Raw genomic sequence first — 16,258 nt, forward strand, 5'->3', positions numbered from 1 at the left:
GGCGTGACCAGGGGGTTTCGACGGCGTGCGGGGGGTGGATCCGGGTCGGGGGCTGGGGGAGGATGGGCGGACGTGCTCGTACGGCCCGGGTGCAGGTCCTGGGGGTGGCGCGCTGGTGCGTCGGTGCGGGCCAGAGACGAGGAGTGACCGTGAGCGAGCGGAGCGAGTCGGCGGCGTCCGAGGTGACGGCTGAGTCGGAGGTCGCCGGGATCTGTCGCGATCTGATCAGGATCGACACCAGCAACTACGGCGACGGGTCCGGGCCGGGTGAGCGCAAGGCGGCCGAGTACGTCGCCGAGCAGCTCGCCGAGTTCGGGCTCGAACCGAAGATCTTCGAGTCGGCCAAGGGCCGGGCCTCGACGGTGGTGCGGATCGAGGGCGAGGACCGTTCCCGCCCGGGCCTGCTGATCCACGGGCACACCGACGTGGTGCCGGCCAACGCCGCGGACTGGACGTACGACCCGTTCGGCGGCGAGATCGCCGACGGCTGCGTCTGGGGGCGCGGCGCGGTCGACATGAAGGACATGGACGCGATGACCCTGGCCGTCATCCGCGACCGGCTGCGCACCGGGCGCAAGCCCCCGCGCGACATTGTGCTGGCCTTCCTCGCCGACGAGGAGGCCGGCGGCACGTTCGGGGCGCGCTTCCTGGTGGACAAGCACCCGGGGCTGTTCGAGGGCGTGACCGAGGCGATCGGCGAGGTCGGCGGTTTCTCCTTCACCGTCAACGACCAGGTCCGCCTCTACCTGGTGGAGACGGCCGAGAAGGGCATGCACTGGATGCGCCTGACGGTCGAGGGCCGGGCCGGGCACGGTTCGATGGAGAACGACGACAACGCGATCACCGAGCTGTGCGAGGCGGTCGCCCGGCTCGGCCGCCACCAGTTCCCGCTGCGGATCACCAAGACCGTCCGGGCGTTCCTGGACGAGCTGTCGGACGCGCTCGGGGTCGAGCTGGACCCGGAGAACATGGACGAGACGCTGCGCGTCCTCGGCGGCATCGCCAAGATGATCGGCACCACGCTGCGCAACACCGCCCAGCCGACCATGCTCGGCGCGGGCTACAAGGTGAACGTGATCCCCGGACAGGCCACGGCGCACGTGGACGGGCGCTTCCTGCCCGGCTACGAGGAGGAGTTCCTGGCCGAGCTGGACAGCGTGCTCGGCCCGCGCGTGAAGCGCGAGAGCCTGCACGCGGACAAGGCGATCGAGACCGGATTCGACGGGGCCCTGGTCGAGGCGATGCAGACGGCGCTGCGCGCCGAGGACCCGATCGCCCGCGCGGTCCCGTACTGCCTGTCGGGCGGGACGGACGCGAAGTCCTTCCAGGACCTGGGGATCCGCTGCTTCGGCTTCGCGCCGCTGCAGCTGCCGCCGGAGCTGGACTTCGCCGGGATGTTCCACGGCGTGGACGAGCGGGTGCCGGTGGACGGCCTCAAGTTCGGCGTCCGGGTCCTGGACCGGTTCATCGACGCCTGCTGACCGCGCCTGCAGATCGCGCTCGCCGGTCTCCGCGGCTGCTCTGGGCGGTTGGTCTCCGTGGCTCGTCCCGGGGGCGGCTCGCGTCCGTTGGCCAGGTGACCGGTTCGGCCCGTTCCCGGGGTGCCGGGGGCGGGCCGAGCGCATTGTCCGAGCTGATGATTGTGGCACCGGTTCGGGGAGATCAACAGAAACGATTCGTCCCGGAATACCAAGCCGACCATTTGTGCGAGACCTCACCGTTGCGGGTGAATGGCAAATCTGTTCCGTACCCCGTTTGCCGCAGCGTCGTTCAACCCTGTGCAGCCCGCCGAACGGGTTGCGTTTCCATACAGGAGGAATGATGAAGGTCAAGAAGATCGCCGCTGTCGCCGCCGCCACCGGTGGCCTGGTGCTCGCCGCCGCCGGTGTCGCGTCCGCTCACGGCGGTGCGGCTGCCGAGGGTCTGGCCGCGGGTTCCCCGGGTGTCGTCTCGGGCAACCAGATCCAGGTCCCGGTGCACGTCCCGGTGAACCTCTGCGGCAACACCGTCAGCGTGATCGGCGTGCTGAACCCGGCGTTCGGCAACCACTGCGCCAACGTCTGAGTCGACCTCCGGGCCGCTGAGGCCCGTTGAGCGGATTCGACCCGACCCCCGGGCGGCGGACGCGCCGCACCGGGGGTCTGCGCGTGTCCGGCCCGGGCGATACCAGGGCCGGATACATGAAGCCGGACACGATCGCTCGATCGAGTGAAGCTGGGTCGTTCGGCTCAACCTCCTCGCCGCCTTCTCGTTAACTCCTGTGCAGCCGCAGACCTTGCGTGATTTACGGATGGGTAGAAATTCCGACTTTCACAAGGTTCATGTCAAAGGTTGCCACGTCGTCTCGAAATGTCAGGGGAAAACATGAGGAATGTAGCCAAGAAGGGGATCCTCACGGCCGTGGCCACCGGCAGTGTGCTGGCCTCGACCGCCGGCTACGCCTACGCGGGCGCCGAGGCGCAGGGGGGTGCCACGGGTTCACCGGGCGTCGCCTCGGGCAACTCGGTGCAGGTGCCGGTCGAGGTGCCGATCAACGCCTGCGGCAACACGGTCGACGTGATCGGCGTGCTGAATCCGGCGTTCGGCAACCACTGCGCCAACGCGAGCGGGGCCCGCCACGCGGCACCGGCGCAGTCCGGCCAGAGCGGCCAGTCCGGCAACGGCGGTCAGTCCGGCCGGCCCGGCAACGGCGGGAGCGCGAGTTCGGACTCCGGGGCGAGCCGTGGCACCACCGCCTCGGGCTCCTCCGCCTCCGGTACGGCCGCCAACTCGGCCGGTGTGGCCTCCGGCAACAGCATCCAGGCTCCGGTGCACATCCCGGTCAACGCCTGCGGCAACTCCGTCAACGTGGTCGGCGCCGCGAACCCGGCCTTCGGCAACGACTGCGGCAACGTGGCGCAGCCCGCGCACACGCCCGCTCCGAAGCCGAGCGACGACTGCCCCGAGAGCAGCCACCCCACCCCGCCGCGGACCGGCGGCGAGAGCGTCCCGGGCAACCCGCGCACCGGCGGCCCCGCCACCGCGGCCCCCGTCGCGCCGGTGGCCGACAGCGCCCCGAGCGCCCACGCCGTCCCGGCCGCCGCCCGTACCGCCGCGCCCGTCGCGGACAGCCAGCTGGCCTCCACCGGCGCCGGCGGTGTCGAGCTGCTCGGCGCGGCCGGCCTCGCGCTGCTGCTCGGCGGTGGCGTCCTCTACCGCCGAGCCCGCGCCGGAGCCCGCTGAGCCGACAGGGCCGCGCCTGCCTCAGGCGCGGCCACGCGGCGCACCCGCCGTGGAAACGACGCACCCGCGGCCGCCGGATGACCGGGCGGCCGCGGGTGTGCGGGGGCCGTGTGCGCATGCTCGGTCGGGGTGGAGCGCCCTGCCCGTCACCAGTTCCGGACCTGGCGGATGATCCTCCGCTTCAGCCGCACCGTCCGGCTGCCGTCGGGGAACAGCCGCAGCCGGTCGAGCTCCCAGTGCCCGTACTCGGCGTGCTCGGTGAGCAGTTGGCGTGCCGCGTTCCGCGTGGTGCCGCGCGGCATGCGCAGCGACTGGTACTCGTACTCCGGCTGCCGGACCGGCTTCCGTGGGGTCAAAACGCTCCTCCTGTGGATCACCTGCGGTCAAGCCTACGGCCTGCCCAGGACAGTCGGCCCGGGTATTTCCGGCCGTCCTCCCGCGAGGAAGCGGCGGTCCGGGGGCGTGCGGCCGAGGCGGTCGACTGACAGTGGATCAGTTCTCCTGCCGCTGTGGACGGAATACCCCGATCCCGGCGCGCGAAGCGGTGCCCGGAGGGCCCCGCCGGGCCCGCCGCACGCCCTCCGCGCCCGGCCCGCGCCGGTACCGCAGGAGGACATAGGCGGGCGGATCGGACATCAGGGCGGAAGTTGCGGTGAAATCGCGGGTGTAGGTGACAACCGCTGTGCGTACCGACACCGCGGGGAGATAGCGTCTGCACCATGTCTGATGCCGCGCAGCCCACCATTGCCGAGGTACGCGCCGCCGCTGAGGCGGTCAAGGCCGCCATCGACCGTCATCTGGAAGCGGTGTCAAGCCCCAACGCAGCCGATGATCCCGCCGTGTCCGCCGCCTACGAGCAGCTCGCGACGGCGGCCATCGCCTACGACCAGCTCCTGTACGAGGCCTACGACGAGGTCACCCCCTTCGAGATCCCCGGGGACGAGGGCCCCGGCGGGTACCACGGCCCCGAACAGCCCGAGGCGATCAGCGTGCTGATCCGCCGCGACTACCACATCGTCGACCCCAAGCGGCTGCGCGCCCAGGCCGAGCGGCTCGACGAGTCGCTGACGCCGGGCGGCGCCGGCGGGGGCGGGGTGAACGCCGCGGTCGGCGTGCTGTTCGGCGAGTACGAGCCGGACGAGATCGCCGCCCGCAGCGAGGAGTTCGGCCTGGAGGAGGGGGATTCGACGCTCTGGGTCGCGGCGGCGGAGCCGACGGAGCCGGGGGAGTGGCTGCCGGAGCCCTTCGAGCACGCCGACCCGCAGCTGCTGATCTGCCGGTTCGACGTCAGCGAGGTCTACGACGACGAGGACCCGGACGACTGAACGACCGCGCGACGGGCGGGCCCACGACCATCGGGGCCCGCCCGTCGGCATGTCCGGGGCGGCGAGCCGCGGGACGGCGGCTGCGGCAGGTGCCGAGCCTGCCGAGCCGCCGGGCGCGCGCCCTCGGCTCAGTGGGCCATGGCGCCGTTCTCGGCGAGGATCGCCCGCAGCCGGGTGGTACGCGGCTGCGCCGGGCGCTCCGCGACGGCCTGGGCGAGCGCCGGGCCCGCCGCGTGCACCACGGACAGGTGCCGCTCGCCCCGCCCGAATGCGGTGTAGACCCACTGCCGGGTGAGCGCTGCGGCGGCGTCCTCCGGCAGCACGACCACCGCACCCGGCCAGCGGCGGCCGAGCGCCTGGTGGACCGTCAGCGCCCAGCCGTGCCGCAGCCGGGCGGCCTCGGCGGGCGGGACGGTCCGGCGCGACCCGTCCGCGTACTCCAGGTGCAGGCCGGTCGTGTCGCCGTCCAGCACCCGGGCCGGGCGGGTGATGCCGGGAGCGGGCGAGTCGACCACCCGGTCACCCGGGTCGAAGCCGCCGAACCGGCCGGGGCCGGGGTTGAGCCGGGCCTTGGCGGCGGCGTTCAGGGCGCGGGTGCCGGCCGGACCGCCGTGGCCCGGCGTGAGCAGCACCACCTGCTCGGCGGGGATGCCGAGGGCGCGCGGGATGGAGTCGGTGAGCAGTTGGACGGCACGGTGGACGGCCTCGCCGCCGTCCTTGGCGGTCAGGATGACCACCTCCTTGTCCGGCGCCTCGACCGGCTGGAGCTCGCCGATGCCGACGCCGGAGACCAGTTCGCCGATCGGGCCGAAGTCCGGGGTGCGGGAGGCGACGGCCGGGCAGACCTTGGCGGCCAGCAGGTCGGCGAAGAAGCGGCCGGGCGCGGCCGACCAGAGCTGGCCCGGATCGCCGCTGAGCACCAGCCGGGTGCCGTCGGCGAGCGACTCCAGGACGGTCGCGGCCAGTTCGACGTCCAGCAGCGGGGCGTCCAGGACGATCAGCAGGTCCAGGGCGAGCGAGCCGTCCGGGGCGCGGCCGGGACCGGCGGCGCCGGACAGCAGCTCGGCGAGGGTGACCACGCAGGCCCCGGCGTCGGCGCGGGCGTCCGCGTCGGCTCCGGTCAGCGCGGCGAAGGACGTCCGGCCCTGGTCGGTCCAGGTGGCGGCCCACGCCCGCAGCCCGAGGCCCCGGGCGGCGGCGAGCAGCGCGGCCGCCTCGGCGCGGGCCGCCTCGCCGCCGGTGTGCAGCACCACGGCGTTGTCGGCGACCGCCTGGATCAGCGCCCTCGCCGAGGAGGACGGCGCGGCCTCGGCGGCGGCGGCCCACGCGGCCGGGCCGGGGGTGGCGGGGGCCTGGGTGGCGGCGGCAGTGGCGTCGGTGGCGTCGGTGGCCGTCGGCCCGGTGGCGTCCTCCTCGCCGGTCTCCGCCTCGCCGGTCTTCTGCTCGGCGTCCGTGACGTCCGTGACGTCAACGTCGTCCGTGACGTCAACCTCGTCCGTGCCGGCGTCATCCGTACCGGGGTCATCCGGGTCGGCCTCGCCCGGGTCGACGTCGTCGCCCGGCACGAAAGTCGCCATCAGCTGGAGCAGGCCCTCGGCGAGGATGTTCTCCGCCATCGCGAACCGTTCCAGCGCGAGCAGGGTCCGGGTCGGCGGCTCGTCGTCCTCGCCGCCCGCCGCGTGCGCCTCGGCCCCGGTCAGTTCCTCCTGGGAGGGCAGCACCCGGCCGTCCTCGACGGCGGCCTGTACCGCCGCGACCGGGTCCGGCATCCGGAGCCGGTCGAGCCCGGCGGTCACCTCGGTCAGTTCCAGGGCGGAGTGCCCGCGCAGCGCCGCCTGCTCCAGCAGCCACAGCACCAGTGCCCGGCCGCGGCGCGGGTCGCCCGGCTCGGCCTCGGGGCCGAGCAGCTCCCGGGCGAACCGGTCGGCGTGCTCGGGGCGGACGCCGGGCAGGCCCAGCACCGCCCACGGGTCGTCGCGCAGGCGCCCGGCGGCACCGTCGCCGAACTCGGCCACCGCGGCGGCCGCCAGCTCGGCGGGGGCGCCGCCCGCGGTCAGCACCGCGGTGGTCTCCTGGAGGGCGTCGCCGCGAGGCCCGCCGTCAGGTGCCGTCCCGGCAGGTGCGGCAGGTGCGGCAGGTGAAGCAGGTGCGGCAGGGGTGAACGGGGCGGCCGCCGGAGCTTCAGGGGGAGTGGCCCGCTCGGCCGGCTCCGCCGCCCGCTGAGCCGGAGGCGAAGCCGCGGCCGGAGCCCGCCCGCCCTCCGGTTTGGCGCCCCCCAGCTCCTGCGGCCTGGTGCTGAGCATGCCCTTCCTGAGCTCCGCGATCTTGGCCGCCTTTTCCGCCGGAGTCAGCTGAGCCCCGCCGGTCTCCTCCGGAGCGCCGGCCCCCGTGTCACTCATCGTCGTCCGCTCCAAGATCACTCCACTGCGCGTTCTGCTCGACGATCCGGCCGGGCCGTCACAGCTCGGTCCACCCCTGGTCCGGGTAGCGGTGCACCGGCGACGAGACGTCGTCCAGCGCACCGCGGATCTCACCCGGTAGCGTAAGCGCCTCCACCGACAGCGCCGCCTGCAGCTGTGCCACCGTCCGCGCCCCGACCAGGGCACTCGCGACGCCCGGCCGGTCCCGGACCCAGGCCAGCGCGACGGCCAGCGGGCTGCTGGCGAGGCCGTCGGCGGCGGTCGCGAGGGCGTCGACGATCCGGCGGGAGCGCTCCCCGAGGTAGGGCTGGACGAATCCGGACAGGTAGGGCGAGGCGCCGCGCGAGTCCTGCGGGACGCCGTGCCGGTACTTGCCGGTGAGGACCCCTCGCCCGAGGGGTGAGCCGGCCAGCACGCCGATGCCGGCGTCGAGTGCGGCGGGCAGTGCCTCGCGCTCGATCCCGCGCTGCAGCAGCGAGTACTCCAGCTGCGCGCCGGCCGGGGGCACCCGCCCGTGGTGGGCGAGCTGCCAGGTGGCGGCCTTGGCGATCTGCCAGCCGCTGAAGTCGCAGATCCCGACGTAGCGGGCGCGCCCGGAGGAGACGGCGATGTCGAGGGCGCTGAGCGTCTCCTCGAGGGGGGTCGTCGGGTCGAAGGCGTGCACCTGCCAGAGGTCGACGTGGTCGGTGCCGAGGCGGTGCAGGGAGGCGTCCAGGGCGGTGAGCAGGTGGCCGCGTGAGCCGTCGAAGCGGCGGGCGGAGTCGGGGACGCTGCCGGCCTTGGTGGCGATGACGAGGTCGGAGCGGGGGATCAGGTTGGCGGTGATCCGGGAGATCAGGTACTCGGCGCCGCCGTCGGCGTACACGTCGGCGGTGTCGACCAGGTTGCCGCCGGCGTCGACGAACTCCTTGAGCTGTTCGGCGGCCTCGTGTTCGTCGGTGTCGCGGCCCCAGGTCATGGTGCCGAGGCCGAGCCGGGAGACCTGCAGGCCGGTACGGCCCAGGTGACGCTTTTCCATCGGACGGGCCCTCCACTGGCCGGTGGCCCCGGGCGCCCCGGGAGCCCTGTGAACGCGCAGGTGGGGAGGGCGCTCCCCACGTCGGCTGAGCGTAGCGGCCGGTGCGCGGACAGGTGTGCAGACCCGCAGAACGATCATCGGCGGCGGACCGCGACCGCGGCGGTCGGAGCGGGGGGTGCGCGACCCGGGGCGGCGTCGGCCCGGGCGGTGTGACCCAGCCCACCACTACCGGCCAGTAGCATGTCCGGCGCGGCGCGGTTTACCCTCGCCCCGACCCCAAACCCACTGGAAGGTGCGGCAGATGCGACTCGGGATCAACCTCGGCTACTGGGGACTCGGCATGGACGCCGACAACATCGCCGTGGCCCAGGAGGCGGACCGGCTCGGCTACGCCGTCTGCTGGGCGGCGGAGGCGTACGGCTCGGACGCCGCGACCGTGCTCAGCTACGTCGCCGCGAAGACCGAACGGATCGACGTCGGCTCGGCCATCCTCCAGATCCCGGCCCGCACCCCGGCGATGACCGCGATGACCGCGGCGACCCTGGACACCCTCTCCGGCGGCCGGTTCCGCCTCGGTCTCGGCGTCTCCGGCCCACAGGTCTCCGAGGGCTGGTACGGCGTGAAGTTCGACAAGCCGCTCGCCCGCACCCGCGAGTACGTGGAGATCATCCGCAAGGCGATGTCCCGCGAGCGCCTCGTCCACGAGGGCGCGCACTGGACGCTGCCGCTGCCCGGCGGCCCCGGAAAGCCGATCAAGCTCACCGTGCACCCGGTGCGCGAGCACATCCCGCTGTACATCGCCGCGATCGGCCCCAAGAACCTGGAGCTGACCGGGGAGATCGCCGACGGCTGGCTCGGCATCTTCTTCTCGCCCGAGCACGCCGCCCTCTCCCTCGACCCGCTGACGGCCGGCCGCGCCAAGGCCGGGAAGGCGCTGGACGGCTTCGACCTCTGCCCGACGGTGAACCTCGCGGTCGGCGAGGACATCAAGGCCGGTGTCGACGCCCTGCGCTCGTACGCCGCGCTCTACATCGGCGGCATGGGCAGCAAGGAGAAGAACTTCTACAACCAGCTCACCCGGCGGATGGGCTACGAGCAGGCCGCCGACGAGATCCAGGAGAAGTACCTGGCCAAGGACTACGCGGGCGCCGCGGCCGCCGTCCCGCACGACCTGGTCGACGCCACCTCGCTGATCGGTGACACCGCCCGGATCGCCGACCGGATGCAGGCCTACGCCGACGCGGGCGTCACCACGCTCACCCTGGCCCCGGCCGGGTTCACCCTGGACGAGCGGATCCAGGCGCTGCGCACGGGCGTCGAGGCCCTGGAGCGCGCCGGCCTCGCCTGAGGAGGCGGGGGGTTCGGGCGGCACCACGGCCAGTCGTGCCTAAAGCCAGTCGTGCCGCTTGAACACCCGGTGCAGCACCACGCAGACCACCGCCATCAGTACCAGCACCGCCGGGTACCCCCACGCCTGGTGCAGTTCGGGCATGTCGTCGAAGTTCATCCCGTAGATGCCCGCGATCATCGTCGGCACGGCGGCCAGCGCCGCCCAGGCCGAGATCTTCCGCATGTCGTTGTTCTGCTGCACGCTGACCTGCGCGAGGTTGGCGTTGAGGATGTCGGACAGCAGCCGGTCCATGCCTTCCACCTGGTCGTTCACCCGGGCCAGGTGGTCGGCGACGTCCCGCAGGTAGGGCGCCGTCTCGGGGCGGACGAAGCGGGCGCCGCGTTCCAGCGTCAGCATCGGCTCCAGCAGCGGGCCGGTGGCCCGGCGCACGGACATCACCTGGCGCTTGTAGCCGTAGATCCGACCGGCGGTGTCGCGGCCCACCCGGCCGGGGGTGAAGATGTCCGCCTCCAGCTCGTCGAGGTCGGCCTGCAGCGCGGTGGCCACCTCCATGTAGCCGTCCACGATGGTGTCGGCGACGGAGTGCAGCACCGAGCTCGGCCCGTAGCGCAGCAGTTCGGGCTCCTGCTCCAGCCGGGCCCGCAGTTCGCCGAGCGGGGAGTCCTCGCCGTGCCGGACGGTCATCACGAAGTCGGGGCCGAGGAAGACCATCACCTCGCCGACCGTGGCGACGTGTGCGCCGGGGGCGTAGCCGAGGGTCTTCAGGGCGATGAACAGCGAGCCCTGGTAGGCCTCGACCTTGGGGCGCTGGTGGGCGCTGACGGCGTCCTCGACGGCCAGCGGGTGCAGTGCGAACTCCTGGCCGACGTGGCCGAGTTCCTCGGCGGTGGGCTCGAAGAGGCCTATCCAGACGAAGCCGTCCGGACCGGCGGCGCGGGCGGCGGCGAGGGCACCGGCCAGGTCGTCGGGGGCCTCGATCCGGTGGCCGGCGGCGTAGGCGGCGCAGTGGACGATCATGCGGGCCATTGTCACCCGATCGGGGCCTTCAGGCACGGACCGGGGGCGGATCCGCGGCGGGCCGTGGTGGTTCCGGCGTAGCGCCGGGGTGGTTCCGGGTGGTTCTGAGTGCCTTCCGGGCGGACCGGGGTGGATCCGGCCACCGGCCGGGGGCATTCAGGCCCGGGCCCGGGCGGCCCGGGCCCACCGGCCGTGAACGGGGGTGCGACGCCGGGTGCGAATCCGGCCCCCACGACCGGGCCCGGAGGTCGTAGGCTGAACCCCATGCCCACCCTGCTGCTCGTCCGTCACGGCCGCTCGACCGCGAACACCGCCGGAATCCTGGCCGGTTGGTCGCCCGGCGTGGACCTCGACGACACCGGGCGCGAGCAGGCCGCCGCGCTGGCCGGCCGCCTGGCCGCCGTCCCGCTGGCGCAGGCCGTCAGCAGCCCGCTGGAGCGCTGCCGCCAGACGCTGGAGCCGCTGCTGGCCGTCCGGCCCGAGCTGGGCCCGCCGGCCGAGGACGAGCGGCTGGGGGAGTGCCACTACGGCGAGTGGACCGGCCGTCCGCTGGCCGAGCTGGCCAAGGAGCCGCTCTGGCGCACGGTGCAGGACCACGCCGCCGCCGCGGCCTTCCCCGGCGGTGAGTCGCTGCGCGAGCTGAGCCACCGCACGGTGGACGCGGTGCGCGAATGGAACGGGAAGATCGCCGCCGAGCACGGCGAGGACGCGGTCTGGCTCGCCTGCTCGCACGGGGACGTGATCAAGGCGGTGGTGGCCGACGCGCTAGGCCTGCACCTCGACCACTTCCAGCGGATCAGCGTCGAGCCTTGTTCGGTCACCGTGATCCGCTACACCCCGCAGCGGCCCTTCGTCCTGAGGATGGGCGACACCGGCGACCTCTCCTCGCTGGTGCCGAGGGCCGGCACGGCCCCGGCCACCCCGGCGGGCGACGCGGTGGTCGGCGGCACCGCCTAGCGGTCGGCGCCCCTGCGGCGTCCGTCCCGGATGCCGCCGCCCGCGATCCCGCGGTGGCATCCCGCCCGCGGCCGCCGGCTCGGCTCCCCGGCCGGAGCCCGGAGGTCGTAGGGTGACTAACGAGTCCGAATACCCGCGATCCCCCTCGGCGGATCCGCGCCGACCGACACGATCCGGAGCGAGAGCGTGCCCCGTCAGGTCTTCTTCTACGACCAGCCCGAACGGTTCGTGGCCGGCACCGTCGGCCAGCCCGGCGCCAGGGCGTTCTACCTGCAGGCCAGCGCCCGGGGCCGGATCACCAGCGTGCTGCTGGAGAAGACCCAGGTGGCGGCGCTCGCCGAGCGGATCGAGGAGGTCCTGGACGAGGCGCTGCGCCGCAGCGGCGGCGACGCCGCCATCCCGGCCGCGGCCCCGAAGGACCTGCTCGACACCGCCCCGCTCGATCTGCCGCTGGAGCAGGAGTTCCGGGTCGGCACCATGGCCCTGGCCTGGGACAGCGTGGACGCCTGCCTGGTGGTCGAGGCGCAGGCGCTGGTCGAGGAGGAGGAAGAGGACGAGGACGCCGCCGCGGTGGTCTTCACCGACGACGACAGCGGTCCGGACATGCTGCGGGTGCGGCTGACCGGCGCGATGGCCCGGGTGTTCGCCAAGCGCGCGCTGGACCTGGTCGCGGCCGGCCGCAAGCCCTGCCCGTTCTGCAACCTGCCGCTCGACCCCGAGGGCCACCTGTGCCCGCGCGCGAACGGTTACCGGCGCTGAACACCGACACCGCGCCCCAGGCCGACCCGGCGGCGGCGGCCGCGCTCGCCGCCGACGTGCCGACCGCCCTCGCCCTGCTGCGCCAGGGCGAGCTGACCGTGCACGGCCGGCTCACCGACGCCTCCAACGCCGCGCTGTACTGCACGGTCGCGCACGGTTCGCTGAGCGCGCAGGCGGTCTACAAGCCGGTGGCCGGGGAGCGCCCGCTGTGGGACTTCCCGGACGGCACGCTGGCGGGGCGCGAGGTCGCCGCGTACGAGCTGTCCGCCGCGACGGGCTGGGCGCTGATCCCGCCCACAGTCCTGCGCGAGGGCCCGCACGGGCCCGGCATGGTGCAGTTGTGGGTCGAGCCGGACCCGCAGGCCGAGCCGCTGCTCGCGCTGCAGGATCCGCGCGGCCCGGAGGAGGGCTGGCTGCCGATCGTCCGGGCCGAGGTCGAGGGCGGGCGCACCGCGCTGCTGGTGCACCACGACGACCGGGGGCTGCGCCGGCTCGCCGTACTGGACGCGGTGCTCAACAACGCCGACCGCAAGGGCGGCCACCTGATCCCGGCCGCCGACGGCCGGGTGTACGGCATCGACCACGGAGTCACCTTCAACACCGAGGGCAAGCTGCGCACGCTGCTCTGGGGCTGGGCCGGCGACCCGTTGCCCACCGAGGCGCTGGAGGTGCTGGCCCGGCTGGCCGAGCAGTTGGACGGCGAGCTGGCCGAACGCCTCGCCCCGCACCTGACGGAGGCCGAGCTGGAGGCCACCCGGGCGCGGGTGGCCGGGCTGCGTGGCTCCGGTCGTCACCCGCTGCCCTCCGAGGACTGGCCCGCGATCCCCTGGCCGCCGGTGTAACAGGCGAGTCGGGGGTCCGGGCCTGCCCCCGCAGCTCGCCCGTTCCCGGACGGCGGGGGTCGATCCGGCGCCGTACCCGGGTGCATTACCAGTCGCGAAGCGGTCAGGCAACGACAGGAAGCGAATCCAGTCGATCTTGTGCACTGGTTAGGCTTCCAAATGTTCGCAAGGTTAAAGTTGTTTCCATGCATGCCTGGCCCGCCTCCGAGGTTCCCACCCTGCCTGGTCAGGGTCTCCCCCTTCGTATCCACGACACCGCAGCGGGCACGGTCCGGGAGGTCGTGCCGCAGGACGGCACCGGCCGGATCTACGTCTGCGGCATCACCCCCTACGACGCGACCCACCTGGGCCACGCCGCCACCTACAACGCGTTCGACCTGGTCCAGCGCGTCTGGAAGGACGCCGGCCACGACGTCCTCTACGTCCAGAACGTCACCGACGTCGACGACCCGCTGCTGCAGCGCGCCGTCGAGACCGGCCAGGACTGGACCGCACTGGCCGAGCGCGAGACGGCCCTGTTCCGCGAGGACATGACCGCGCTGCGCATGCTCCCCCCGGCCCACTACGTCGGCGCCGTCGAGTCGATCCCGTGGATCGTCCCGATCGTCCGGAAACTGCTGGCCTCCGGCGCCGCCTACCGGGTCGACGGCGACATCTACTTCTCGGTCGACGCGGACCCGCACTTCGGCGAGGTCTCCGGCCTCACCCGCGAGGCCATGCGCCCCGTCTTCGCCGAGCGCGGCGGCGACCCGGACCGCCCGGGCAAGCGGAACCCGCTGGACGCCCTGCTCTGGCTGGCCGCCCGCCCGGGCGAGCCCGCCTGGGACACCGAACTCGGCCACGGCCGCCCCGGTTGGCACATCGAGTGCGTCGCCATCGCGCTGCAGTACCTCGGCATGTCCTTCGACATCCAGGGCGGCGGCAGCGACCTCTCCTTCCCGCACCACGAGATGGGCGCCGCGCACGCCCAGGTCGCCACCGGCACCCACCCGTACGCCCAGGCGTACGTGCACGCCGGCATGGTCGCCCTGGACGGCCAGAAGATGTCCAAGTCCCGGGGCAACCTGGTCTTCGTCTCGGCGCTGCGCCGCGAGGGCGTGGACCCGGCGGCGATCCGCCTGGCGCTGCTCTCGAACCACTACCGCGCCGACTGGGAGTGGACCAAGGACGTCCTGGACGAGGCCGTCGAGCGCCTCGCCCGCTGGCGCGCCGCGGTCTCCCGGCCGGACGGCCCGGCAGCCGAGCAACTGCTCGCCGAGGTCCGCACGGCGCTCGCGAACGACCTGGACGCGCCGGCCGCACTGGCCGCCGTGGACCGCTGGGCGGCGCAGCAGGACGCCGACGGCGGCACCGACATCGGCGCGCCCGGCCTGGTGACCCGCACCGTGGACGCCCTGCTCGGCGTCGCCCTGTAGTCCGGCCGCAGCCGGTCGCAGTCCCGCTCCGACCCCGTAAGGCAACGCCGGAGGGCGCCAGGACAACCGTCCCGGCGCCCTCCGGCGTCACGTCGACTGCTACTCCTCCTCGGGCCCGTCCTGGCTCTCCCGGGCCGGGCCCGGCGACTCCGGCTCGGCCGGCCGCTCCGCCGTGGCGTGCCCGGACACCGGCTTCTCGCCCGTCGGCCCGACGTTCTCCCGGCGGCGCAGGTAGCGCTCGAACTCGCGGGCGATGGCGTCGCCGGAGGCCTCCGGCAGCTCCGCGGTGTCCTGCGCCTCCTCCAGCTGCTGGACGTACTCGGCGACCTCGCTGTCCTCGGCGGCCAGCTGGTCCACGCCCAGCTGCCAGGCCCGGGCGTCCTCGCCGAGCTCGCCCGGCGGGATGCGCAGGTCCAGCAGGTCCTCCAGCTTGTTGACCAGCGCCAGCGTGGCCTTGGGGTTCGGCGGCTGCGAGACGTAGTGCGGCACCGCCGCCCAGAGCGTCACGGCCGGGACGCCGGCGTGCGTGCAGGCCTCCTGGAGCACGCCGACGATGCCGGTGGGGCCCTCGTAGCGGCTCTCCTCCAGGTCCAGCCGGCGGGCCAGTTCCGGGTCCGAGGTGACTCCGCTGACCGGCACCGGGCGGCTGTGCGGGGTGTCGCCGAGCAGCGCGCCCAGGATCACCACCAGCTCGATGCCCAGCTCGTGCGCGAAGCCCAGCAGCTCGTTGCAGAACGAGCGCCAGCGCATGCTCGGCTCGATGCCCCGGACCAGCACGACGTCCCGGGTGGCCGGCTCGGTCACCCGGATCACCGAGAGCCGGGTGGTCGGCCAGGTGATCCGTCGGATGCCGCCGTCCAGCCAGACCGTGGGCCGGTTGACCTGGAAGTCGTAGTAGTCCTCGGCGTCCAGGGCGGCGATCACCTTGCCGCCCCACGTCTCGTCCAGGTGAGCCAGGGCTGCGGAGGCGGCGTCGCCCGCGTCGTTCCAGCCCTCGAAGGCGCAGACCATCACCGGGTCGATCAACTCGGGAACATCTTCCAACTCGATCACCCAGCGTCTCCCTCCGGTCGGCGGCAGGTCCGGTGCCGCCCCGGCTGGTTTGCCGAGGCGCCGACGGGCCGGCTGCCGACTGTCGAACCTCTCGTCTCCCATGGAACGCCTCGCCCCATGGTCCCTACCTGCCCAGCCTACGGGCTTTGATGCGCGCCGCGGCCGGGCACCGGGACAGTCTGGGGGAGCCGGCCGCCCCGATCCAGCGGATATCGCGACGGCCCGGCCTGACGCCGCGTCAGGCGCCGCCCCGGGTGCGGACCGTGTCCGGCCGGCAGCGCGGCGCGACGGCGTGCCGCCGAGGCCCGGCGGCGCGATGATGAACAGGCGGGGGCCGGGTGGAAGGGGCCGGACCGATGGACCGATGGCTGTGGACCGGCGCGGGCGCCGGTGTGGCCGTGGCGGCCGCCGCCGCACTGGTGGCGGCGGACCGGGCCGGGCGGAGGCTCCCGGTGGAGCACATCACCGAGGGCGGCCTGGAACTCTCCCAGCCGCCCGGCGCGGTCTGGGAGGTGCTGACGGACATCGACCTCTACCCGGCCTGGCGCCCGGGCCTCACCCACGTCGAACGGCTGCCCGCCACGGCCGGCGGCCGGGCGCGCTGGCGCGAGTACGACCGGCACGGACACACCACGTACGAGGTGGTGGCGAGCGAGCCCCCGCACCGGCTGGTCACCGGCATCGCCGACCCGGACCTCCCCTACGGCGGCACCTGGACGTTCCGGCTCACCCCGGCCGGGCCGGGCTGCTCGCTGACCGTCACCGAGCGCGGCGAGGTCCGCCGGCCGCTGTACCGGGCCGTCTCGCACTACCTGGTGGGCGAGGACGCCGCCGTCCACCGCTACCTGCGCGCCCTGGCCCACCGGATGGCCGCCTAGC

The 16,258-nt window shown here is 74.0% G+C and carries 15 protein-coding genes; 10 read left to right on the forward strand and 5 right to left on the reverse strand.

Annotation, left to right across the window (positions count from 1 at the left end):
• Positions 1-149 precede the first annotated feature (149 nt).
• The 3 genes from IF30_RS0125700 (at position 150) to IF30_RS50635 (ending at position 3,222) form a co-directional block, all read left to right on the forward strand.
• Positions 150-1,481 (forward strand): M20/M25/M40 family metallo-hydrolase, encoded by a 1,332-nt coding sequence (locus tag IF30_RS0125700; protein ID WP_030242773.1) that lies wholly within the window; start codon positions 150-152, stop codon positions 1,479-1,481.
• 340 nt (positions 1,482-1,821) lie between these two features.
• Entirely contained in the window at positions 1,822-2,064 is a 243-nt protein-coding gene (locus IF30_RS0125705; RefSeq protein ID WP_420791160.1) for a chaplin, read from the forward strand.
• Between the two features lie 300 nt (positions 2,065-2,364).
• Complete coding sequence (locus IF30_RS50635) at positions 2,365-3,222, forward strand: chaplin (protein ID WP_030242778.1); 858 nt, start codon at positions 2,365-2,367, stop codon at positions 3,220-3,222.
• A gap of 146 nt (positions 3,223-3,368) precedes the next feature.
• Here the strand turns inward: IF30_RS50635 and IF30_RS42020 are convergent, their stop codons facing one another.
• Positions 3,369-3,578, reverse strand: coding sequence for a DUF5703 family protein (locus IF30_RS42020; RefSeq protein ID WP_037901221.1), 210 nt, complete (start codon positions 3,576-3,578; stop codon positions 3,369-3,371).
• Positions 3,579-3,941: 363 nt separating this feature from the next.
• On the opposite strand from IF30_RS42020, the gene IF30_RS0125720 reads away from it, so the two are divergent.
• Positions 3,942-4,547 carry a hypothetical protein gene (locus tag IF30_RS0125720; protein WP_030242780.1) on the forward strand — a complete coding sequence of 202 codons (606 nt, stop codon included), beginning with the start codon at positions 3,942-3,944 and terminating at the stop codon, positions 4,545-4,547.
• 128 nt (positions 4,548-4,675) lie between these two features.
• Here the strand turns inward: IF30_RS0125720 and IF30_RS0125725 are convergent, their stop codons facing one another.
• Together IF30_RS0125725 and IF30_RS0125730 are read right to left on the reverse strand one after the other, a co-directional pair.
• Entirely contained in the window at positions 4,676-7,069 is a 2,394-nt protein-coding gene (locus tag IF30_RS0125725; protein ID WP_420791157.1) for a helix-hairpin-helix domain-containing protein, read from the reverse strand.
• The gene (locus tag IF30_RS0125730; RefSeq protein WP_030242783.1) at positions 7,005-7,985 is read right to left on the reverse strand and encodes an aldo/keto reductase; all 981 of its coding nucleotides are present in this window, start codon (positions 7,983-7,985) and stop codon (positions 7,005-7,007) included. The genes IF30_RS0125725 and IF30_RS0125730 overlap by 65 nt, the downstream gene beginning before the upstream one ends.
• A gap of 301 nt (positions 7,986-8,286) precedes the next feature.
• Between IF30_RS0125730 and IF30_RS0125735 the strand changes: the two genes are divergently transcribed.
• Positions 8,287-9,333 (forward strand): LLM class F420-dependent oxidoreductase, encoded by a 1,047-nt coding sequence (locus tag IF30_RS0125735; protein ID WP_030242785.1) that lies wholly within the window; start codon positions 8,287-8,289, stop codon positions 9,331-9,333.
• A gap of 39 nt (positions 9,334-9,372) precedes the next feature.
• Here the strand turns inward: IF30_RS0125735 and IF30_RS0125740 are convergent, their stop codons facing one another.
• Positions 9,373-10,353, reverse strand: a complete 981-nt coding sequence (locus IF30_RS0125740; RefSeq protein ID WP_030242786.1) for a magnesium and cobalt transport protein CorA — start codon at positions 10,351-10,353, stop codon at positions 9,373-9,375.
• Between the two features lie 264 nt (positions 10,354-10,617).
• Between IF30_RS0125740 and IF30_RS0125745 the strand changes: the two genes are divergently transcribed.
• The 4 genes from IF30_RS0125745 (at position 10,618) to mshC (ending at position 14,326) form a co-directional block, all read left to right on the forward strand.
• Positions 10,618-11,310, forward strand: coding sequence for a histidine phosphatase family protein (locus IF30_RS0125745; RefSeq protein WP_030242788.1), 693 nt, complete (start codon positions 10,618-10,620; stop codon positions 11,308-11,310).
• A gap of 186 nt (positions 11,311-11,496) precedes the next feature.
• Complete coding sequence (locus IF30_RS0125750; protein ID WP_030242790.1) at positions 11,497-12,069, forward strand: DUF3090 domain-containing protein; 573 nt, start codon at positions 11,497-11,499, stop codon at positions 12,067-12,069.
• Entirely contained in the window at positions 12,039-12,911 is an 873-nt protein-coding gene (locus tag IF30_RS0125755; protein ID WP_078891694.1) for an SCO1664 family protein, read from the forward strand. The genes IF30_RS0125750 and IF30_RS0125755 overlap by 31 nt, the downstream gene beginning before the upstream one ends.
• A gap of 185 nt (positions 12,912-13,096) precedes the next feature.
• Positions 13,097-14,326 carry a cysteine--1-D-myo-inosityl 2-amino-2-deoxy-alpha-D-glucopyranoside ligase gene (gene mshC, locus IF30_RS0125760; protein WP_030242793.1) on the forward strand — a complete coding sequence of 410 codons (1,230 nt, stop codon included), beginning with the start codon at positions 13,097-13,099 and terminating at the stop codon, positions 14,324-14,326.
• Positions 14,327-14,425: 99 nt separating this feature from the next.
• Here the strand turns inward: mshC and IF30_RS0125765 are convergent, their stop codons facing one another.
• Positions 14,426-15,379 carry a PAC2 family protein gene (locus IF30_RS0125765; RefSeq protein ID WP_030242795.1) on the reverse strand — a complete coding sequence of 318 codons (954 nt, stop codon included), beginning with the start codon at positions 15,377-15,379 and terminating at the stop codon, positions 14,426-14,428.
• A 356-nt stretch (positions 15,380-15,735) separates the two neighbouring features.
• Here IF30_RS0125765 and IF30_RS0125770 point away from each other — a divergent pair, with 356 nt between their 5' ends.
• Positions 15,736-16,257: an SRPBCC family protein gene (locus tag IF30_RS0125770; RefSeq protein ID WP_030242798.1), complete on the forward strand. Its 522-nt coding sequence runs from the start codon at positions 15,736-15,738 to the stop codon at positions 16,255-16,257.
• Position 16,258: the final 1 nt, after the last annotated feature.

It is taken from the genome of Streptomyces sp. NRRL S-350, from assembly GCF_000719705.1.
Lineage (GTDB): Bacteria > Actinomycetota > Actinomycetes > Streptomycetales > Streptomycetaceae > Kitasatospora.